Source organism: Micromonospora maritima, from assembly GCF_902825405.1.
Taxonomy (GTDB): domain Bacteria; phylum Actinomycetota; class Actinomycetes; order Mycobacteriales; family Micromonosporaceae; genus Micromonospora; species Micromonospora maritima.
Window position 1 is genome coordinate 1 of sequence record NZ_CADEAU010000009.1, and the last position, 17,552, is coordinate 17,552.

Here is a 17,552-nt window from a genome sequence, read left to right on the forward strand (position 1 = left end):
CGGGGGCCGGTGCCGGCGCGGGGGCCGGGGCGGGCGGGGTGCTCGGCGCCGGGGGCTCACCGGTCGGCTGCGAACCACCCATGACGGGCCAGATCGCGGTACCGCGCTTGGTGAGGCCGAGGGCCCGCAGCGGCTCGCCCGTGCGCGGGTGAGTCAGGTGCGGGTGAACCGGCAGGTCGGACTGAAACAGCATGATCTCCCCATGTCGGGTTGGTCGGATAAGCGCCCATGCCGGGCATGAAAAAACCCGCCTCGAAGGGCGGGTGGTCTGTGGAAGCGAGCTGCTCAGCGGCCCTGCCGGCCGCTCGCGTTGATGTCGCGCAGGAGCCGCGTCAGCCGGGTGGGGTTGGTCGCGGTCGCGGGCGTGAAGGTCCACTGGACTCGCCGCGCGGCCTGGTGCTCGTCGAGGCGCTTGGTGATCAGCTCGTCGAGCGTCTCGACCACCTCGGCCACCAGCTCAGCGCTCGCCTTCTCGCCGTCCTCGATGTCGATCGGGACGTTGGAGATGAGGCCGCCGCCGGCGCCGGCGCGCCGGGCGAACTTGTCGAACTTCTCGCTGACTTCGGGGTTGCCGGCCACGGGGCAGCTGTCGAGCACCAGGATGAAGTGGTTGTGCATCGCGCCGTCGACCAGCTGGTCGGGCAGGTTCATGATTCGAAGACGCATGGCGGGCTCCAAGCCGGGGATGCGTGGGGATGTAGAAGGGCCAGCCGGCGCGCATCCCCTCGCGCCGGCTGGCCCTGGTCTCGGTGGTGCGGCTACAGCTGGACGGTCTCGGGGCGCAGCTGGGCGCGGACCTCGTCGACGAGCTTCTCCGCGTAGGTGATGGCGCCGGCAAGGTTCGTCTCGCCCGCGAGGTAGCGCTGCCGCAGCTCGGCGACGTGCCGCTCCAGGCCCGGGATGCGTTCCTGCGGCGTCAGCGTGCGGTACTTGCCGCGCTTACGCTCCAGCTGCGCGACCCTCGCGCCGCGCCGGCGGGATCGTCCGCCGTCCCTGCGTAGCGACTCCGGGGCTTCGGCGACGATCGGGCCCAGCTCGCCGTCCTCGGTGATGACCACCCGGACGTACTTCAGGGCGCCGAACTGCCGCTTGCCACCACCGGTGCTTCCGGCGGCCCTGTAGAGCCGCGCCAGGTCCTCTTCGTTGAGCTGCAGGCCCGGGTCGGCGGTGCGCCGCACCGGCAGGACCGCGCAGTGGCAGTTGGCGTGGATCTCCTTGAGGTGCTCGCGGTGGTAGATCCGGTCCGCGGCCACCACGCACAGGCCGCAGGAGGTGCCCGACTTGCTCAGCTCCGGCCGCAGGATCCGGCGGTAGCCGATGATCTCCCGGTCGTCGACCTGCCGGAACACCTCGTACTCCTGCTCGCGGCCAGCGAGGGAGACGTCCATCTGGGCGATCGTCGCGGCGCGATCCAGGGCGGCCTTCTTGGCCTGCGCCTTCGGCTCCCCCCGCGACACCCGGTAGCGGTACTCCGCGGCGACCCGGGAGTAGACCTCCACCATGTCGGCGGGCTCGGCGTCGGCCAGCTCGGGCTCCGGGTACCGCTCGCGCAGTACCGGCTCCCGGGGGCGCTCGACGCGCTTGACGTCCTGGTCCTCATCGAAAGCGGGGTCTTCCCAGGCGCCGTCGTCCCAGGCTGCCTCGTCGTCCCAGTCGGCGTCGTCGTCGAACGGGTAGTCGTCGTCGAAGAAGTCGACCAGGTGCATCTCCCCGGAGGGGATGACCTCCAGGTCGTCCAGGTCGTCGATGACGTCGGCCAGTTCGTCGGTCAGCTCGCGGCGCAGGCGGGTCACGTCCACCGGGCCGATCGGCCGGTGCGTCGTGCCGGTCATGGTGCTCAGCGCCCGCGCCAGGTAGGCGTCGGTCACCTCGGCCATGCGCCGCTGCGCCGGCTGCACCACCCGCAGCGCGTCCAGCGCCGCCACGGTGATCAGGCCGGTGTCGTACCAGTTGGCCAGCGCCCGAAACGGGGCCTGTGCGCCGGCGACCGCGAGCTGGGTCAGCTGCTCGCGGATCGCCGTGTACGTCTGCACCAGCGCGTAGATCTGCGCCAGCTCGCCAGCAGTGAGCTGGCCCTGCGCGTCCGGCACCGCTCCACCCCCGAGAAAGTCCCCCGGCGCGTTGCACGCCCGACGCCGCGGCGGCACTCAACTGGTATGAGCGAACTCAATGCGGCCGAGACCCTGATGCGCCTTGCCCTGTTCACCGACAGCCCGGCCGTGATGGCCTTCGCGCTACGCCGGATGCAGGTCCTCAACCTCGATCCGGTGCAGACGCTGAACCTGATGGTCGACATCTCGGAGCTTTCCGCCGGCGACGGCGTCGACGAGGCGCTGCGCGACCTCCTCGACCGTGGGTAGGTCAGCCGGCCCGCGCAGTCCGCGCCGGCCGAGCGGTCGCCGGCGTGGGCGTCGGCAGACCCTGCGCCGGAGTGGCGAGGGGGTCCGCCGGCGTCGGCACCTGAGGCACCTGCGCCGAAGCGGCCGGCACGTCCTGCTGCGGGCGCGGCGGCCGGGAGCCCGGCGGGCCCTGCGGCGCCAGATCGCTGCCCACCAGCTGCGCGGCCTGCGCGGCCAGCTGAGCCTCGAAGAGCATCTCGTCGGCCCGCTCGGTCTGCATGCGGTCGATGTCGGCCATCGGGAACTCCCAGATCTTCGACATCCGGGTGCGCCACGGGATGTCCGTGGCCTTCGTGGAGGCGTCGGCGCGCTCGGCCAGCGACAGGCGCATCGGGGAGCGCCACATCACTTCCAGCTTGGCCAGGTCCGCGCGCTCGCGCATGCCCAGCACCTCGAAGGCCAGGCTCATCACCCACGCCCACGGGTGCGAGGTGCGGGTGATCCGGTCCTCGCACTTGAACACCAGGTCCTCGCGCTGCGCGCTCGCGCCCTCGGCCGACTGGTTCTGCCCGCTCGGCATGAACTGCGACATCGGGGTCTTGCTGACCGCGCTGAGGGTCTGGATGTCGTCCTTGGCCTCCTGCAGGATGCCGCTGAGGTCGACCTGGCCGGACTCCCAGATGTCCGCCGTGGCGGGAAGCAGCCACAGCGCCGCCGGGTCCATGGAGAACACGCCGGTGTAGTCGATGGGCTGGCCGGCCTTCGGGTGCCCCGCCGGATACTTGTCCGGCACACCCTTGATCGCGCGCTGCTTGTACGCCTGCAGGGTGCTGATCGTCATCCGGTGCAGGACGACGTTGTTGATCCGGTTGAGGAGATCGATGTGCTCCTCGAACTCGCCCCGGCCGTCCTCGTTGACGAACCGCACCACCGGCATCCGGGAGTGCGGCAGGGCCTGGCCGCTGGCGCCGCCGCGCTCGGTGTCCCACTCCCAGCTGCGCGGGTCGAAGGACATCACGAACGCCGCGCCCGGGTTCGGCACCGACGTGCCCAGCGGCGTGCCCACCTGGTTCATCCGGGTGGCCACGTAGACCTTGCCCGGCAGGTACAGGTAGGCCCGGTCGACGCCGTCGACGTCGTCGTGCTGCACCTTCAGCGCCGCCTGCAGCCGCCACGGGATCGCCGGGTCCGGCTCGCCCACCATCGTGCGCGGGTCCTCGGCGGTGATGACCGGCGCGCCGGTCTCCGCGTCGACGGGCCCGACGATGACGTAGGCCTCGCCCATCGTCAGCATCAGCTTGTGCAGGTCGGTGGAGCGGACGTCCATGCCGGCGCGCTTCCACAGCGCCGCGGCCTCGCCGTCGCCGGTCTCGTCGTTGTCGACCGCCGTCCGGAAGCCGGTCGGGGTCATCCGCTGGGCGACCGCGTTGACGATCAGGCCGGCGAAGTTCGAGCGGGACTGGCGAAGGAAGATCCGGAAGCTCTCGCGGGCGGCCTCCAGCCCGTCGGGCAGCGGGGCCTCGCCGCGCTCGAAGTCGTGCAGCAGCGTCAGCCGGTTGCGGCGCGTGCGGTCAGCCAGCTGGTTGAACAGCCGCTGCATCCACCACCCCGGGGAGCGCCGCTGGGTCACGTCGATCGCCACCGACACCCCCTTCCAGGTTGGCCGTCACCGGCTGCTGGCGTACACGTCGGCGGCGCGCTCCAGAGCGGCCAGGCAGGCGGGGTGGGCCGGCAGTGCGCGGCCAACCCTCCGGCGGGCCTCGCAGACGTCGCAGACGCCCGGCAGCTCCTCGTCGTGGTCGATCCAGCCCGGGTCGCGCCGCTCGATGCGGTCCCCGACCCAGCGGCTCAGTGCCAGGTCCCAGGGGCGCGGCAGCGGCACGTGCACGTCGAAGGCGGCGCGGAGCCTCAGCTCCGCGCTCTGCCACTCGTCGACCAGCGCCCACCACAGCCAGTGGCGCGGGCGACCCACGTAACCCCTGTGCCTGTGCTGCTCCGCGGCTCCCACTCGGCGGAGGTAATGCTCCGCGTGTCGCCGGTAGAGCTGGTAGCCACGAAGCACGATCACGGGCACCTCCTCAGCGGAGCCGGATCGGCACGAAGCCGCCGCCCTCGTCGCCCACGCCGGCGGCGCGGCAGTCGCCGCGCGCCTCGAAGGCCAGCACGGCGGCCATCGCGCCGTCGATCTTGCGGGGGCTCTTCGGGTAGTCCTTCGAGATGGTGATGCCCGAGCGGCTGACCCGGCGACGGGCGTTGAGGATGTGCGCCTTGAGCGTGACCGCCCGCGCCTTCTCCTCGTCCATCAGGTCGTACTCGGGGGTGTAGGACAGCTCCTTGGCGCGGACCGCCTCGTAGAAGCGCTCCAGGGCGCTGACGATCGCCCGGGGGCGATTCGTCCACCACTCAAGCGGGCGACCCTGCGACGCCTTGACCTGCATCTGCTCGCCGTACTCAGCGGTGTACTTGTCGCACAGCTCCTGCATGTACGGGGGGTCCATGTACCAGGCGACCACCCGGAAGCGCTGCATCGTGCTGGCGATGAGCGCATCGACGGCCTGCAGGTCCACCCGCCAGTCGTCGCCGTGGTAGTCGGCCGGCTTCTGGAACGCGCCGAGCAGTTCGATGTGCCCGTCGGAGACTCGGCAGGCGACGACCGCGAGCGCGTCGTCGCGGACGGCGCCGTCGAGCCCGAGGGTGACCACGTCGCCGTCGACGAGCCTCTTCTCTGCCTTGCCGCAGGCCGCCCACTCCTCGGCCGTGATCCAGGCGTCGGACGCGCTGGTCTGGGCGTTGAGGAAGTAGCGCCGGGAGTCCGCGACCTGCTTGCGCGGGTCGTAGAACTCGTCGATGATCGACTCGATGTCCTGCCAGGCAATGGCCTCGCCGAACGCCTCCTCGATCGCGACCCGCAGCTGGTCGGCCTTGGTCAGGTCGGCGACCTCGCCCCAGCGGTGGTCGTAGAGCAGCCGGTGGCGGCGGGTGCGCCCCTCCTTGATCGCCTCGGCCAGCTCGTACGTGGACTCGGCGACGCTGTTCTCTCCAGGGGCGAACATCGTCGTCGTCTCCAGGTACCAGGTGCCCTCGGCCTTGCGCTTGAGCAGGTTGCGGCTCGTGGTGTCATACATGCGCCGCAGCTCAGGGGTCGTGTAGAGGTGTGTCTCATCGAAGGCCACGAATGTTTCGAGGCCACCGTCCTTCGAGGCGGACGACGCGGTCGACGGCCGAATCTCCCCGCCCTCAGGCAGGAACACGCGGGTCAGACCGGCATCAACGCCGGGGACGTGCGACAGCGGGCACTCGGCGTCGGTCAGGTTGTAGTAGACCGAGTCGTAGATGTTCCCGCTCTGGCCCTCCTCCGTGGCCATGATCCGGATCATGGGATAGGCGACCGGCTTGCCCATCGGCTCACCCGGCTGGTAGCGGTAGGCGAAGCCCAGACCCCACGGGTCCCGGTAGACCTCACCGCCCTTGGCCCAGCCGGCGAACCGGCAGGGACCCAGCGCCTCGAACAGCGCGAATCGAGCGGCTAGGCCGCTCTTGTCACAGCCCTTGCCTGGGCCTGGGGCCGGCACGCCGAAGCGCGCCGGCCCCAGGCCTTAGGGCGGCTGAAAAAGACCGAATCGTAAGGGCTTCGCCCGTTCTCATCCAGGGCGTAGCAGTCGACGATGAAGCCGAGCATCTCGTCACCGTGGCGGATCGGCTGCCCGATCACGCCGCCCCTGCCGTGGCGCACAAAGTGCTCCATCCAGGCCGAAGCGAGCCATCCAAGGCTGCGGTTGCGGTCAGTGCCCGGCGCTCGCACCAGGGTCCGCGGCATGGCTCAGCCCGCCGCCACCCGGGCGCGGCGGTCGTCCATCTGGATGACCTTGCCGCCGCCCTTCGCGGCCGTGCCGCCGGCGCCGGGCTCCGGCTCCTCGACGACGTCCTCGACCGGCTCGACGTAGCGGATCATGAGCTTGCGGCGAGCCTCCCGCGTGAAGCCCATCTGGTCCTCACGCCGGCGGATCTCCGTCGACTTCGTGGTGTGCACGACGCCGGAGTTGTACTCCAGCCACCAGTCGTTCTTGGCGTACGCGGTCTCCAGGGCGAACAGCCAGTCGGCCGCCTCCCAGAGCACGCAGTGCGGCATCTTCCGCACGACCTCCCACCACGCCTCGACCTCGGGCAGCCACTTCGGGCCACCGCGCTTCGCCTTCGGCAGGTCGAGGGACGGTCCGTCGTACGGGATGTTCAGCACCTCGGTCCACTCGCCAACGGCGGTGGCCCTTCCGTGCTTGTTGGCCTTGCCGGCCGGTCCAGGCTTCATGCTGATCAACTCCCATGGCGGGAAGGAGCAGCGCGCCCATGCCGGGTGTCACCGCTCGCGAGAAGAAGTAGTGGTCAGAGCTGCGCTCGCGGGGTCTCTGCGGTCAGCGGCACCTCGTCGAAGTGCTCGCCCTCCAGGACCAGGTGCAGCAGCTGGGGGTCGTTGGTGACGTACATCCGCACCGCGCGGGTGCCGGGCGGCAGCTTCAGGGCGTTCACCAGCTGCGGCATCGAGAGCACGACCTTGGCCCGCGGAGACGTCTCCGGCGTCAGGGCCTTCGTCAGCTCCGCGCACGCCGAGCAGTTCTTGTGCGCCTCGGCCGCGGCGGGGCTCTTCGCCAGCGCCCGCATCGTCGCGGCCGGATTGGCCTCCATGTCCCGGTGAACCTCGCCCGGGTCGAACGCGCTGTACCGGCGCATCTCGGCGCCGCCGAAGCCGCTCACTGGTCGTCCTCATCCGCCGGGCCGAGGACCTCGGCGTTGACCGGGCCCTCGGAGAAACGATCGAGCCGGATGCCGGCCTGCGTCGCCCGGACCACCGCATACGCCGGATCGGCGCCGTCGTCGAGGAGCACGTCCAGGGCGCCCATCGCCGGCCCCTCGCCTGAGCCGATCGCCGCCCGGCCATCCGGGTGCGCGCACGCGCAGGCGTGGCCGAGGGTCCAGAGGTGGCCGTTCCAGCCGAGCAGCACGCTGCCGGAGAGGCTGCCGTCCTCCAGTAGGCCCGCCTCGGTGGCGATCTCCGTGATCGCGCAGGCGATGGCGTGCGCCCAGGCGTCGACGTCCTCATCCTCCAGGGGCACGGAGTCGATCTGCAGGCTCGCCTGAATGCATCCCGGCAACCCGCCGGCGCCGGCCACACCCAGCAGCACCTCACCCAGCGCGCCGGCCTTGAGCCGCAGCAGCTTGCGGATGCCGCCGACGACCGGCCGCTCGTAGACGTTCGTTGCCGAGTCAGCGGCCATGAAGACCTTGCCGTCAACCGCGGCAGCAACCACCGTCGTCACCGCACCTCCAGAGGTTCGGGGACTACAGCAGCCCGGGGTGCTTCTCGGCCGGCCGGCGCTCGCGGGGCCGCGCTGCGGCGCCCTCCTGGGCGCTCTTCTTCGAGTGGTGCCCAGGGCAGAGCCACTGAAGGTTCGAAAGATCATGATTGTCGCCAGGCACGATGTGGTCGCAATCCCGGCCAGCCTCCCGGCAGCGGCGGGCGTCATCGCCGATGAACTCGCACCGGCCGCCGGCGCGCTCGCGCACATCCGCGCGCAGCTGCTGCCAGTTCGACGGGAGCCTCGATCGGCGCGTGCTCGACGACCACTTCCCAGACACCGGCACCCCCTCGCCGGCGCCGGCGAGAACTCAGTCCCGGCCGCCCTGCTCTTCGTGGACCTGCGACGTGGTGAGGAAGTCCGCGGCGACGATCGTGATCGCCAGCCAGGAGAGGAAGAGCATCAGCTGCTCGAACGGGTCGAAGCCGCTGCGGTACCACCAGACCCACCAGGCCGACGCCGGCCAGCCGGCGATCGAGCCGACGAGCAGGCACCAGGCGATGCGGGTGCGGGCCCGCTTGACGCGGGGCGACGTCATGCTGCCGCCAGCAGCCGACGAGAACGCGGCGAGGAGATCTCCTGCGGGGCCGCCTCAATGCTCGGCGCCCGGCGCCCCGAAGGGCTGGTCGCTCGGAGCTGAGCCGCGGGCCTCGTGCTGCCTCGCCGCGAGTTCGGGTTGAGCGCGGTGTCGCGCTCGGCGTCGAGGATGTCCCCGAGCCGGTAGAGCAGGTTGCCGTTGGCGAGCCGCTTGGTCCGGAGGTACTGGCGCTCCCCGTCGGCGTTCAACCAGCCACGGGCGCGCCACTTCCCGATCGAATCGGCGCTCACGGCGGTCACCATCTGGGCCTGGGCGCGGGTGATGTAGGCGTCGCGGTTGATCCTCACCAGCACCTCCCCTGGATGCACTGAAGCCCCAGGTCAGCTGCTGACCTGGGGCTTCGTGCGCCGTGTGGGTAGAGATCACCCGTGCACCCACGATGACACGATGCGGGCTGAAGTGCCAAATGCCCCGAAACTTCGGCACCCAAAGTTTTCGAACCCGTACGCACCGCGAGGCCCAGAACGTTCCGGTGGGCCGGCCACCCCCCGGGGGTGGGTCCCCCCGTGGGGGCGTGCGCGCTCCCGTTGTCAAGGTGCCGAACGGCCGACCCCTGAAATCATCCGTTCGTCAGGGTGTCCGTTTAGAGGGCATTGCAGCTAATTTCGAGAATCATCGAAAAAGGTCTCAGAGCCACGCTGGGCGACTTTCGCGAGGTGGCCGGGGGGATCGTATGCATGGGTTCAAGATCAATTCGATATCGGTAAATGTCTTCTAGCTCTTGATTACCGGCAGGTAATGGTGTTCGATCGCGCCCGCATGCATACGCACAACGCACAGAAGACAACACAGTGCCCGGTCTGAAAACGGGGGTTGACAGCGGGCAGGGCATGGCTCAGTCTGTAATGGCTCCGCTTGCGGGGCACGGCACTACCGGCCCCCCGGGTCGGCGCGATTCAAGCGCCACGGGGGGAAGGGGCGGGAATCTTGCAGAGCCGATCGGCTTAGCTCCCGTCCCCACGGGGGCCAACGGATGACCAATCCGGGCAGGCTGAGAACTCAGGTTGACAGACTGGCCGGGCACGTGAGAGGGTCAAGGCCCCCGGGAAACCGGGGCGGCTAGGGGACTCCGGTCCCACGGATTGCGGCACCTACGGTGCACCTTCCGTAAACCTAGCCACCGGTCTGCCCTTTCCTGGGCATCCGGGGCACGGGTCCGGCGAGCTGAAAACTCCGGTTGACAGCAAGCGGGGAACGTGAGAGGGTTAAGCGGCCCGGGAAACCGGGCGGCGGCCGGATCATTGATCCGGGTGGGCTGAAAACTCCGGTTGACAGCACGCCAGGGGATGTGAGAGGGTTAAGACCCCCGGGAAACCGGGGTCGCCCCCAACGGGAGCGCTCCTGCGCTGCTCAGAGGGTGTGCGGTTGCTTTTTGACAAAACAATACAGCGGCTGTGTCAGACAACATCGGACGTGGCGGCATGCGAAACCCGCACTACCCTCCGGGATGGACAGAGGTGCGGAAACCCTTTAAGGATGTGGGTCCCGGTGAGAGACCGGGAAGCGCGCAAGCGCTGTATCCCTTAGAACGCCGATACCGGCAGTCAAACCGCGTGCTAATAGCGCCATAAGGGCGTGCGGCGGAATGACTGCGCCATGGTCGGAGCGTATGGCTCCCGCCCGGGGCACCGGAGCACGGGAGTAGAACGCGCGCTGAGTCCGGGAGCAAAGCCCGGAATCCGCAACGGCGGGTAAGCGCAAAAGCTGAACGATCGCGGGGGCACCGTGCCTAGTTCGCACGGTGCCCCCCGCTAAATCGGACCACGTAAGCGGATGAGACACCGTCGACCGGGCGGGATAGGACGGTCGGCCGGCGGTGCGTCACCTGCCTGCGTGGGCGAAGCAAATCACTACCCACTAACGACAAGGAGGCACCATGCGTGCAAAGAGCATTCGCCCCGGCCAGACGGTCGGCGGACAGAAAGTCAAGACCCGGATTCCGGGCATGCGCTACGGGGTGCCGACCGTCACGATCGTCTTTGTCGACGGCACCCGTCGAACGTTTGAAGAGTGGGACGAGGTGCCTGTAGGCGGGTATGTAGAACCACTCCCGGCCGGGAATGTGCAGTCGAAGCACCAGCGGGTGCCCGGGAAGCCGCGCTACTCCGACGGCAAGTGGGCCGGCGAGGTGGGCGGATTCTCGGTCCGGACGGGTGGCCGTGAGATCACGGTCGGCAAGTTCAACGCCCGCAAGGTCGACATTACGGCGGGGAATCGCGGATACGACCTGCCCGGACGCCGGCAGTGGGAGCGCGCCGAAGGTCCGGCCCGGCTCCGCTAGGAAGTGATCCATCCGTGCGCCCCTGGTGCTGGGCATGCCCGGCCGCGCTCCGCGGCCTGGTCTGCCCTGTCGCCACCTGCCGCACGGCGGGAGCCTGCCCCGGGCGGGGTGGGTTGTGTCCAGAGAAGGGCCGAAACCATGGCTGAGCTGTTCGCCCAGTACGTCACGGCGACCTGCACGAAGATCAACGGCGACGGGACCGTCACGCGGCCCACCCCCGCCGGGTTCGTCCTCTGGGCATGGGACCGGGGGGAGATCATCGACCCGGCCGCCGCGCTGGAACTGTTCGGCGTCTGATCCACCCGTGCGCACCTGGTGCGGCGCGTCCCGGCCCTGCCGGTACCTGCCGTCGCCACCTGCCGCACGGCGGGAGAATCGAGGGAGCATCATGCGCGGAATCGGCCACCACATCGCCCCGGCGGAGACCCTGCCGGAGCCGGCCGACAACACCAGCCGCTACGTCGACGAGCAGGTGGCGGAGTGCCAGCGGACCGGGATCCCCGTGCACCCCGAGGTGGCGCGGGAGATCGCGGCGCGCTACAGCAGCCCGGCCATCCGGGACCTGCCGTTCGGCATGTTCGCCACGACGGGCAAGCTGTCGCAGCGGTGCTGCGACCCCGGTCAGGAGTGGACCCGGGTGGAGCGGGAGCGTCCGCTGATCCTGGACGCGATCGAGCGGGAGATGGGCGGGCCGGACAACATGACGCCGGAGGTGGCCGACCTGTGGGCGCTGCGCTATTACGTGCAGCATGCCTGCGTGGCGGCCGGGTGGGCGTACTGATCGTGCGTGGACGGCGGGGCATCCGGGCTGTGTGCCCGGGTGCCCGTGCCACCTGCTGCACGAGCAGGAGATTGGCTGAGGTTTCACCATGCGGAACATCGACACGCTCTACACCCGGCTCGTGAAGGCGGAGGGTGCGGCGGACGCGCTGGTGCTGGCGGAGTCCTTCACGGAGGGCGAGCTGCGCGCACTGTGCGACCTGAACTACGAGGAGACCGGGGGCCGGAAGGCCACGCTGGTGCGCCGCGTCTGCCGCGCCGCCGGCTGGGCCGTCTGATCGACCCGTGCGCACCTGGTGCGGCACGTCCTCCGGATGGTGGGGACCTGCCGTGCCACCTGCCGCACGGGCAGGAGATTGGCTAGGTGAACCATGCGCCACTACCACGTGATCGACGGCGAGACCGGCCGGGCGAAATGCCACACCACCCCCGGGTGGGCGCTGCACCAGTGGCACCGGATGCTCACCCGGGCGCTCCAGGCGGTCAAGGATGACGCAACCTTCCTGGAGATCGACACCCGGCGCAACCTGACGACGGAAGCCGACCTGGAGTGCACCGGCCGGGTGGAGGAGACCGTCAACGGCGTGACGTACGTGGTCGAGGCCACGGACGCCTGCGACCGGACGCTGGAGCACATCTGACCGTGCGCACCTGGTGCGGCATCGGACTCCGGTCCGGTGCCGTGCCACCTGCCGCACGGCGGGAGAGAGTGAGGGGCGACCATGCCCGACGTTCCGTACACGCTCGCGTCCGGGGATCTCGCGTTCTGGGACACGTTCAGCGGGCTCGTGCCCTGCCGGGTCCTGTCCATCGCGGGCACGGAAGGCGACCCGAGCACCGGCCAGAAGTTCAAGATCAAGCTGACCGCCGAGCGCGGCCCGTACAAGGCCGGGGAGGAGATCGACACGCTCGGCACCAGCGTGGTGCACCGGAAGGGCGTCTACGTCCGGAACGGGCAGTACCGGGTGCTGATCAACTGGAGTGTCAAGCCGGACGTGCGCTGATGGCGGGGCATCGGCCGTAGGGCTGGTGCCCGGCCACCCGTGCATGGCGGGAGGAATCGAGGAAATGACATGCCGCACAGCTTCGGGGCGACTCCGCGCAACGATCACCCGGACTTCCCCGGGATCACGATCGGGCTGGATCAGAGCAACACCCGCAACGAGGGTCGACGGGTGCGCAACTGCGACGGGAAGGAGGGCGTGATCAAGCCCGGCGGGGCGCACTGCACCTACGGTGCGACCGTCAGCTGGGACGACGGCACCACCTACTACACCGACACCGCCTGCCTGATGTGGGCGGACGAGGGCTGACCGTGCGTGGACGGTGGGGCATCCGGGCCGGGGCAGCGTGCCCCGGGCGGGTGCCCGTGCCACCTGCCGCACGGGCAGGGGATTGCTGAGGTTGACCATGACCACGACCACCGCCGTCACCCACTGGCACGTCGCCACCGGTCTGGCCGGGTACGGCCCGGACGGGTCGGACGGGTACGGCACCGCGACCGACATGCCGACGCTGGCGGACCTGATCCGGTCCGAGCTGCGCGACGCGTCCAGCGCGGAGGACGAGACGTCGCGCAGCATCGCGGAGGCCGGCGACTACGAGGACGCGTGGAAGATCAAGACGCGCTCCGAGGAGCTGGACACGCTGGCGGCGAACTTCGACAACAAGCGGGCCGACGCGCCGCTGTACGCCGGTCGGCCGGACCTGTGGGCGGAGACCGTGCAGCGGCTGGCGGTCGAGAAGTTCCCGCTGGACATCAGCTACAACACCCGGCTGTACGTCTGGCCGTGCGAGGAGTCCGGCTGCGAGCACCTGGCCGACTACCTGGCCGACTGACCTTCGTGCGCTGATGGTGGCGCATCGGGCGTGCCCCGGTGCGCTGCCACCCGTCGCACGGCGGGAGAAAGTGAGGGGCGACATGCTCCGGGTGGAGATCGAGACCGACAATGCCGCGTTCCAGAACGGGCAGGCGGCCGAAGAGGCGGCGCGGCTGCTGCGCGAGGCGGCCGACCGGATCGCGGACGGCGCGACCATCGGCGGGCTGCGCGACCACAACGGCAACAACGTTGGGCAGTTCATGCTGCTCGACTGACCGTGCGCACCTGGTGGGGCATCGGCCGCGAGGTCGATGCCCCGCCACCTGCCGCACGTGCAGGAGATTCGAGGGCTGAACGATGAAGATCGACCTGCCGATGGGTGCCGACCCGGGGATCCTGTACCGGGCCGGCGAGAAGATCGGCGCGCGGGTCGAGGTCGCCGGGGGCAGCGAGGTCCGCACCCGCGACGCCGGGCAGCGGATCCGGTTCGACGCCAGGATCCAGCCGCTGCACCCGGACCACTACAGGAGCCGGGGGTACAACGGCCGGCGGCTCAACGCGGTCTGCTGGCACGGGCACCGCGAGTGGATGCGCGCCATCTACAAGGCGCACCCGGACGCCGTGATCCGGACCGCGCTCGCCACCTACCGGGGGGCGAAGCACTTCGAGGACACGCACGAGGACACGATCCGGGAGGGGCTGTCCGGCTCGCAGACCTGCACGTGCGACGAGTGACCGTGCGCTGACGGTGCGGGCCGGGCGAGAGTCCGGCCCGCGCCACCTCCGCACGGGAGGAGAGAGGCGGGGCCAAGGATGTCGGCACTGGGACAGGCTCTCCGGGTGGCGCTCGCGGAGCACATCCGGGCATGGGGGCGTGATGTGCGCGAGGTTGTCTCGTGGGCAGGGGGCTACAACGAGGACGGCAACGAGTGGCCGGACTGCGACACCTGCGAGAACAGCACCGTAGAGGTCCGCTACATCGACTCCGAGGGGGCCGAGGATGTGTGGGTGCACTACGGGGACCTGGGCGAGCTTGTCGACCGCCTGATCTCTGAGGGGCACTAAACCGTGCGCACCTGGTGCAGCACCGGCAGAGCCGGTGCCGTGCCACCTGCCGCACGGCAGGAGATTCGAGGTGGAGTGATGGAGCACGGTGAAGCGCTGGCGGTCGACCACGACAAGATGCGCGAGGCGCTGTCGCTGTTCAGCCGCGCGCTGGACGAGGTCAGCAACGCCGGCTACCAGGTGGAGCACGGCCCGTACGAGCGGATCCGCGACGCGGTGGCGGAGCTGGTCGAGGCGGCCTACCCGGAGGTCTGGGGAGAGCGGGTCGTCTGCGACCGGGTGCTCTACGACAACGGGATCGTCGGGTCACTGAATGCGGCCCTGACCCGGGCGGGAGTCGCGCGCTGACGGTGGCCGCCGGGCCGGTGGGTCCGGCGGTGCGCCGCCTCCGCGCGGAGGAGAAACGAGGTTCGATCATGGGCAGGTATACGTTCGACGCTCCGGCGACGGTGACGCTGCACGTCGACGCGGACAGCGAGGACGAGGCGCGGACGATGGTCTACGCGCTGGGCTCCGACAACCCGGACTGGCACCTCGACGAGGGGGTCACGCTGCACGACCTGACCATCGGGCAGGCCAACGTGAAGACGGTCGAGTGCGTCAGCGGCCCCGAGGACGAGTACGAGTACGACGAGGACGACGACGAGAACGAGTGCGAGGGGCACGAGTCGCTGGACGGAGCCCACGAGGGCGAGAGCGTCTACTGCGACGGGTCGTGCCGCAAGCGCTGACCGTGCGCTGACGGTGGGGCATCCGGCTTCGGCCGGGTGCCCGCGCCACCACCGCACGGGTGGAGGAAGGCAGGGTGCGGACATGCCGCGCACCATCACCAAGGAGTGGACCGTCTACACGTTCGAGGAGCTGACCGAGGAGGCGCAGGCGAAGGCCGTCGAGAAGCTGCGCGAGCGGCGGGCGAGCTACTTCGACGAGCACGACCGGGAGACCATCGGCCAGGACATCGTCTACACCCTGGCGGAGAAGTTCCGCTCGCCCGGCTGGGACACCTTCGGTGCGGGCGACTTCCCCGGGATCGACCGCGTGCAGATCGACGGGTGGAGCATCGACTACCCGCTCTACGTCGAGGCGAGCGGCGCGCTCGACCGGGAGAACGCCCCCGCGCTGCCGTGGGTGGACGAGATCGAGCGGGTCGATCTGGAGGCGGGCCGGCACTACACCCGGATCAGCGTGGTGGAGGCCGACCCCGAGTGCACCTGCACGTCGGACCCGTACGCCCCGCACGATGAGGGCTGCCCCACGCTCACCGCGCCGAGGCTCTCGGAGGACGCGGAGGGGGCGATGGAGCAGGCCGTGCGGGACGCGCTGCACGACGCCGCCAAGGCCGGGGAAGCCGAGTGGGAGTACATGACCGGCGAGGAGCGGGCGAGGGACGAGGCCGTCGACATGGAGCTGGAGTTCGAGGAGGACGGCACGCCGTTCTGACCGTGCGCTGACGGTGGCCGCCGGGCCGAGAGGTCCGGCGGCGCGCCACCTCCGCACGGAGGAGAGAGGCAGGGCTCACGATGAGCGAAGCGATCGAGCGGGTGCAGGTCCTCCACGGCCACACGGGCGAGGAGTCCGCGTACCTGGTCGAGGACTACCCGTACGGGTTCCGGCTGCGGTGCCAGATCCGGTACTGGATCGAGACCGCCGAGAAGGGGGCCAAGAAGGGGCAGCAGCGGCTCATGTCCCAGACCACGAACCCGAAGAAGCCCGGGGAGCCGTGGAACAAGCCGAAGGGCAGCACCTACGTGCTGATGGCCGTGATGTACCTGGACGGGGAGGGCCACGTGCAGTGGACCGGCGTGAGCGAGTACGGGCTGACCCCCGTGCACGACGCACGCTGGCGGCTGTGGGGCGTCGTCGACCAGCTCGACGACGAGCAGCGCCGACTGTACGACCTGCTGCTCAAGGCGTCGCAGCGCTCCGCCCGGCAGTGGGAGGAGTGGGAGGAGCGCGTGAGCCGCGTCGCCGACCACATCCGCGAGACCGGGCAGGAGCCGGAGCTGGTCAACGGCATCTGGAAGCTGCCCACCGGCGGCACGCTCTACATGCTCGACGCCATGCCGGAGATCGTCGCGTACGCCCGACAGCGGCTGGACGGCTGACCGCGCGCTGATGGTGGCGCACCGGCCCCCGGGTCGGCGCGCTGCCACCTCCGCGTGGAGGAGAAAGGCAGGGGCTGTGATGGACAGCATCGAAGTGTGCACGGAGTACCTGGAGAAGTGGCTGCTCAACGACCCTTCGGAGGTGCTGTTCGAGGCGCAGGAGGTCGCGCGATGCGGCGACCTGGAGGAGCTGGAGCAGTTCGTGGTCGGGGTGCTGGACGACGCCCCGGCGGGATCCTCCGCGTGGCACACCCGCCGGGCGTTCACCCCGGGCGAGCTGGAGACCCGGATCGACTGGGCGGAGGTGTCCCGGACGATCCTCTGTGAGGACTGATCGTGCGTTGATGGTGGCGCACCGGCCCCTGGGTCGGCGCGCTGCCACCCGCCGCACGAGCGGGAGAGAGTGAGGCGACACGATGTCGCAGACCGTGCTCCAGAAGGGCGAGCTGTACCCCGTCGCGCCGGGCGAGCCGCTGCCGCGGGGCGCCGGCCGCCAGAACCTGCGGGTGAAGGCCACCGGCGAGAAGCGTCCGCCGCGCAAGGGCGAGTGGTACCTGTCCGGCGCGACCATCGAGGGCTACCGGGCACCGAACGACCTGACGCAGGAGCACCAGATCGGCGAGCTGGTCGAGGGCGAGACGGTGACCATCTGGCGCTCGAAGGGCTGACCGTGCACCGACGGTGCCGCGCGGGCCGAGCTGGTCCGCGCGGCGCCGCCCGTCGCACGGCGGGAGGAAGTGAGGGGCGAGATATGGCCGAGCTGACGTACGACGACCTGATGACGGCCCGGGGCGACCGGATCACCCCGTACGGCATCTTCGGGATCCTGCGCGACCTGAAGGCCGAGCTGGCCGACATCCAGGAGAGCGAGGGCGTCGAGGACCTGGACGTGGCCGAGCGAATCGAGTCGGTCGAGGCGCTGATCGAGGGCATGGACAACTCCACCCTCGGCGCGAAGTGGATCGTCGAGAACGGCGGGACGCTGATCAACGACGCCGACTTCGAGGAGTTCTGCGAGGACGACGTCAAGGAGAACTCGGGCCACCCGACGCACCCGGTGTGGGGTTTCGTCAACTGGGAGGAGTACGCCGACCACGTCCGGACCGACTGGACCGAGGTCACCGTCGGGGCCGGCGAGTTCGAGGGCACCTGGTGGGTTCGCTGACCGTGCACTGACGGTGCGGCACCGGGCTGCGGTCCGGTGCCGGGCCGC

29 protein-coding genes and 1 pseudogene are annotated in these 17,552 nt (G+C 70.1%); 19 read left to right on the forward strand and 11 right to left on the reverse strand.

What is annotated here, in order from left to right; genetic code table 11:
• The 3 genes and pseudogenes from HUW36_RS34030 to HUW36_RS02480 all read right to left on the reverse strand — a co-directional run.
• A pseudogene (locus HUW36_RS34030) lies at positions 1 to 193 on the reverse strand (hypothetical protein); the annotation flags it as partial.
• A 92-nt stretch (positions 194 to 285) separates the two neighbouring features.
• The gene (locus HUW36_RS02475) at positions 286 to 666 is read right to left on the reverse strand and encodes a hypothetical protein (protein ID WP_174526569.1); all 381 of its coding nucleotides are present in this window, start codon (positions 664 to 666) and stop codon (positions 286 to 288) included.
• A gap of 92 nt (positions 667 to 758) precedes the next feature.
• Positions 759 to 2,090 (reverse strand): hypothetical protein, encoded by a 1,332-nt coding sequence (locus tag HUW36_RS02480; protein ID WP_174526570.1) that lies wholly within the window; start codon positions 2,088 to 2,090, stop codon positions 759 to 761.
• Positions 2,091 to 2,156: 66 nt separating this feature from the next.
• Here HUW36_RS02480 and HUW36_RS02485 point away from each other — a divergent pair, with 66 nt between their 5' ends.
• Entirely contained in the window at positions 2,157 to 2,360 is a 204-nt protein-coding gene (locus HUW36_RS02485; protein ID WP_174526571.1) for a hypothetical protein, read from the forward strand.
• A 1-nt stretch (position 2,361) separates the two neighbouring features.
• On the opposite strand, the gene HUW36_RS02490 is transcribed toward HUW36_RS02485, so the two are convergent.
• From HUW36_RS02490 to HUW36_RS02525, 8 genes are all read right to left on the reverse strand, one after another.
• A complete protein-coding gene (locus HUW36_RS02490; RefSeq protein ID WP_174526572.1) occupies positions 2,362 to 3,981 on the reverse strand; it encodes a phage portal protein in 1,620 nt (539 codons plus the stop codon).
• Positions 3,982 to 4,005: 24 nt separating this feature from the next.
• Positions 4,006 to 4,311 (reverse strand): hypothetical protein, encoded by a 306-nt coding sequence (locus tag HUW36_RS02495; RefSeq protein ID WP_174526573.1) that lies wholly within the window; start codon positions 4,309 to 4,311, stop codon positions 4,006 to 4,008.
• A 106-nt stretch (positions 4,312 to 4,417) separates the two neighbouring features.
• Positions 4,418 to 5,911: a terminase large subunit gene (locus HUW36_RS02500; protein WP_246247816.1), complete on the reverse strand. Its 1,494-nt coding sequence runs from the start codon at positions 5,909 to 5,911 to the stop codon at positions 4,418 to 4,420.
• A 248-nt stretch (positions 5,912 to 6,159) separates the two neighbouring features.
• The gene (locus HUW36_RS02505; RefSeq protein WP_174526574.1) at positions 6,160 to 6,645 is read right to left on the reverse strand and encodes a phage terminase small subunit; all 486 of its coding nucleotides are present in this window, start codon (positions 6,643 to 6,645) and stop codon (positions 6,160 to 6,162) included.
• A gap of 74 nt (positions 6,646 to 6,719) precedes the next feature.
• Positions 6,720 to 7,088: a hypothetical protein gene (locus HUW36_RS02510; protein WP_174526575.1), complete on the reverse strand. Its 369-nt coding sequence runs from the start codon at positions 7,086 to 7,088 to the stop codon at positions 6,720 to 6,722.
• Entirely contained in the window at positions 7,085 to 7,651 is a 567-nt protein-coding gene (locus HUW36_RS02515) for a hypothetical protein (RefSeq protein WP_174526576.1), read from the reverse strand. Before HUW36_RS02515 ends, HUW36_RS02510 begins: the two co-directional genes overlap by 4 nt.
• A 349-nt stretch (positions 7,652 to 8,000) precedes the next feature.
• Entirely contained in the window at positions 8,001 to 8,228 is a 228-nt protein-coding gene (locus tag HUW36_RS02520) for a hypothetical protein (protein ID WP_174526577.1), read from the reverse strand.
• Positions 8,225 to 8,575: a hypothetical protein gene (locus tag HUW36_RS02525; RefSeq protein ID WP_174526578.1), complete on the reverse strand. Its 351-nt coding sequence runs from the start codon at positions 8,573 to 8,575 to the stop codon at positions 8,225 to 8,227. The genes HUW36_RS02520 and HUW36_RS02525 overlap by 4 nt, the downstream gene beginning before the upstream one ends.
• Positions 8,576 to 10,164: 1,589 nt before the next feature.
• Between HUW36_RS02525 and HUW36_RS02530 the strand changes: the two genes are divergently transcribed.
• The 18 genes from HUW36_RS02530 to HUW36_RS02615 all read left to right on the forward strand — a co-directional run bounded on the left by HUW36_RS02530 (position 10,165) and on the right by HUW36_RS02615 (position 17,504).
• Positions 10,165 to 10,569, forward strand: coding sequence for a hypothetical protein (locus HUW36_RS02530; RefSeq protein ID WP_174526579.1), 405 nt, complete (start codon positions 10,165 to 10,167; stop codon positions 10,567 to 10,569).
• A gap of 138 nt (positions 10,570 to 10,707) precedes the next feature.
• Complete coding sequence (locus HUW36_RS02535; RefSeq protein ID WP_174526580.1) at positions 10,708 to 10,866, forward strand: hypothetical protein; 159 nt, start codon at positions 10,708 to 10,710, stop codon at positions 10,864 to 10,866.
• Between the two features lie 91 nt (positions 10,867 to 10,957).
• Complete coding sequence (locus HUW36_RS02540; RefSeq protein WP_174526581.1) at positions 10,958 to 11,350, forward strand: hypothetical protein; 393 nt, start codon at positions 10,958 to 10,960, stop codon at positions 11,348 to 11,350.
• An 88-nt stretch (positions 11,351 to 11,438) separates the two neighbouring features.
• Complete coding sequence (locus tag HUW36_RS02545; protein ID WP_174526582.1) at positions 11,439 to 11,627, forward strand: hypothetical protein; 189 nt, start codon at positions 11,439 to 11,441, stop codon at positions 11,625 to 11,627.
• A 93-nt stretch (positions 11,628 to 11,720) separates the two neighbouring features.
• Entirely contained in the window at positions 11,721 to 11,990 is a 270-nt protein-coding gene (locus tag HUW36_RS02550; RefSeq protein ID WP_174526583.1) for a hypothetical protein, read from the forward strand.
• An 81-nt stretch (positions 11,991 to 12,071) separates the two neighbouring features.
• A complete protein-coding gene (locus tag HUW36_RS02555) occupies positions 12,072 to 12,353 on the forward strand; it encodes a hypothetical protein (protein WP_174526584.1) in 282 nt (93 codons plus the stop codon).
• Between the two features lie 69 nt (positions 12,354 to 12,422).
• A complete protein-coding gene (locus tag HUW36_RS02560; protein ID WP_174526585.1) occupies positions 12,423 to 12,662 on the forward strand; it encodes a hypothetical protein in 240 nt (79 codons plus the stop codon).
• Positions 12,663 to 12,759: 97 nt separating this feature from the next.
• On the forward strand, positions 12,760 to 13,188 hold the full coding sequence (locus HUW36_RS02565) for a hypothetical protein (protein ID WP_174526586.1): 429 nt from the start codon (positions 12,760 to 12,762) through the stop codon (positions 13,186 to 13,188).
• A gap of 91 nt (positions 13,189 to 13,279) precedes the next feature.
• Positions 13,280 to 13,444, forward strand: coding sequence for a hypothetical protein (locus HUW36_RS02570; protein ID WP_174526587.1), 165 nt, complete (start codon positions 13,280 to 13,282; stop codon positions 13,442 to 13,444).
• Positions 13,445 to 13,526: 82 nt separating this feature from the next.
• The gene (locus HUW36_RS02575) at positions 13,527 to 13,904 is read left to right on the forward strand and encodes a hypothetical protein (RefSeq protein ID WP_174526588.1); all 378 of its coding nucleotides are present in this window, start codon (positions 13,527 to 13,529) and stop codon (positions 13,902 to 13,904) included.
• 105 nt (positions 13,905 to 14,009) lie between these two features.
• The gene (locus HUW36_RS02580) at positions 14,010 to 14,234 is read left to right on the forward strand and encodes a hypothetical protein (protein WP_174526589.1); all 225 of its coding nucleotides are present in this window, start codon (positions 14,010 to 14,012) and stop codon (positions 14,232 to 14,234) included.
• A 78-nt stretch (positions 14,235 to 14,312) separates the two neighbouring features.
• Positions 14,313 to 14,582: a hypothetical protein gene (locus HUW36_RS02585; RefSeq protein WP_174526590.1), complete on the forward strand. Its 270-nt coding sequence runs from the start codon at positions 14,313 to 14,315 to the stop codon at positions 14,580 to 14,582.
• Positions 14,583 to 14,650: 68 nt separating this feature from the next.
• Positions 14,651 to 14,965, forward strand: coding sequence for a hypothetical protein (locus HUW36_RS02590; protein WP_174526591.1), 315 nt, complete (start codon positions 14,651 to 14,653; stop codon positions 14,963 to 14,965).
• 82 nt (positions 14,966 to 15,047) lie between these two features.
• Positions 15,048 to 15,674, forward strand: coding sequence for a hypothetical protein (locus tag HUW36_RS02595; protein ID WP_174526592.1), 627 nt, complete (start codon positions 15,048 to 15,050; stop codon positions 15,672 to 15,674).
• Between the two features lie 80 nt (positions 15,675 to 15,754).
• Positions 15,755 to 16,339 carry a hypothetical protein gene (locus HUW36_RS02600; protein ID WP_174526593.1) on the forward strand — a complete coding sequence of 195 codons (585 nt, stop codon included), beginning with the start codon at positions 15,755 to 15,757 and terminating at the stop codon, positions 16,337 to 16,339.
• Positions 16,340 to 16,418: 79 nt separating this feature from the next.
• Positions 16,419 to 16,673 (forward strand): hypothetical protein, encoded by a 255-nt coding sequence (locus HUW36_RS02605; RefSeq protein ID WP_174526594.1) that lies wholly within the window; start codon positions 16,419 to 16,421, stop codon positions 16,671 to 16,673.
• An 82-nt stretch (positions 16,674 to 16,755) separates the two neighbouring features.
• Entirely contained in the window at positions 16,756 to 17,007 is a 252-nt protein-coding gene (locus HUW36_RS02610) for a hypothetical protein (protein ID WP_174526595.1), read from the forward strand.
• 83 nt (positions 17,008 to 17,090) lie between these two features.
• The gene (locus HUW36_RS02615; protein WP_174526596.1) at positions 17,091 to 17,504 is read left to right on the forward strand and encodes a hypothetical protein; all 414 of its coding nucleotides are present in this window, start codon (positions 17,091 to 17,093) and stop codon (positions 17,502 to 17,504) included.
• Positions 17,505 to 17,552 lie beyond the last annotated feature (48 nt).

Coding starts and splice junctions, on each gene's coding strand:
- HUW36_RS02475 (WP_174526569.1), bottom strand. CDS start 666: ATGCGTCTTCGAATCATGAACCTGCCCGACCAGCTGGTCGACGGCGCG.
- HUW36_RS02485 (WP_174526571.1), top strand. CDS start 2,157: ATGAGCGAACTCAATGCGGCCGAGACCCTGATGCGCCTTGCCCTGTTC.
- HUW36_RS02505 (WP_174526574.1), bottom strand. CDS start 6,645: ATGAAGCCTGGACCGGCCGGCAAGGCCAACAAGCACGGAAGGGCCACC.
- HUW36_RS02520 (WP_174526577.1), bottom strand. CDS start 8,228: ATGACGTCGCCCCGCGTCAAGCGGGCCCGCACCCGCATCGCCTGGTGC.
- HUW36_RS02530 (WP_174526579.1), top strand. CDS start 10,165: ATGCGTGCAAAGAGCATTCGCCCCGGCCAGACGGTCGGCGGACAGAAA.
- HUW36_RS02535 (WP_174526580.1), top strand. CDS start 10,708: ATGGCTGAGCTGTTCGCCCAGTACGTCACGGCGACCTGCACGAAGATC.
- HUW36_RS02540 (WP_174526581.1), top strand. CDS start 10,958: ATGCGCGGAATCGGCCACCACATCGCCCCGGCGGAGACCCTGCCGGAG.
- HUW36_RS02545 (WP_174526582.1), top strand. CDS start 11,439: ATGCGGAACATCGACACGCTCTACACCCGGCTCGTGAAGGCGGAGGGT.
- HUW36_RS02550 (WP_174526583.1), top strand. CDS start 11,721: ATGCGCCACTACCACGTGATCGACGGCGAGACCGGCCGGGCGAAATGC.
- HUW36_RS02555 (WP_174526584.1), top strand. CDS start 12,072: ATGCCCGACGTTCCGTACACGCTCGCGTCCGGGGATCTCGCGTTCTGG.
- HUW36_RS02560 (WP_174526585.1), top strand. CDS start 12,423: ATGCCGCACAGCTTCGGGGCGACTCCGCGCAACGATCACCCGGACTTC.
- HUW36_RS02565 (WP_174526586.1), top strand. CDS start 12,760: ATGACCACGACCACCGCCGTCACCCACTGGCACGTCGCCACCGGTCTG.
- HUW36_RS02575 (WP_174526588.1), top strand. CDS start 13,527: ATGAAGATCGACCTGCCGATGGGTGCCGACCCGGGGATCCTGTACCGG.
- HUW36_RS02585 (WP_174526590.1), top strand. CDS start 14,313: ATGGAGCACGGTGAAGCGCTGGCGGTCGACCACGACAAGATGCGCGAG.
- HUW36_RS02590 (WP_174526591.1), top strand. CDS start 14,651: ATGGGCAGGTATACGTTCGACGCTCCGGCGACGGTGACGCTGCACGTC.
- HUW36_RS02595 (WP_174526592.1), top strand. CDS start 15,048: ATGCCGCGCACCATCACCAAGGAGTGGACCGTCTACACGTTCGAGGAG.
- HUW36_RS02600 (WP_174526593.1), top strand. CDS start 15,755: ATGAGCGAAGCGATCGAGCGGGTGCAGGTCCTCCACGGCCACACGGGC.
- HUW36_RS02605 (WP_174526594.1), top strand. CDS start 16,419: ATGGACAGCATCGAAGTGTGCACGGAGTACCTGGAGAAGTGGCTGCTC.
- HUW36_RS02610 (WP_174526595.1), top strand. CDS start 16,756: ATGTCGCAGACCGTGCTCCAGAAGGGCGAGCTGTACCCCGTCGCGCCG.
- HUW36_RS02615 (WP_174526596.1), top strand. CDS start 17,091: ATGGCCGAGCTGACGTACGACGACCTGATGACGGCCCGGGGCGACCGG.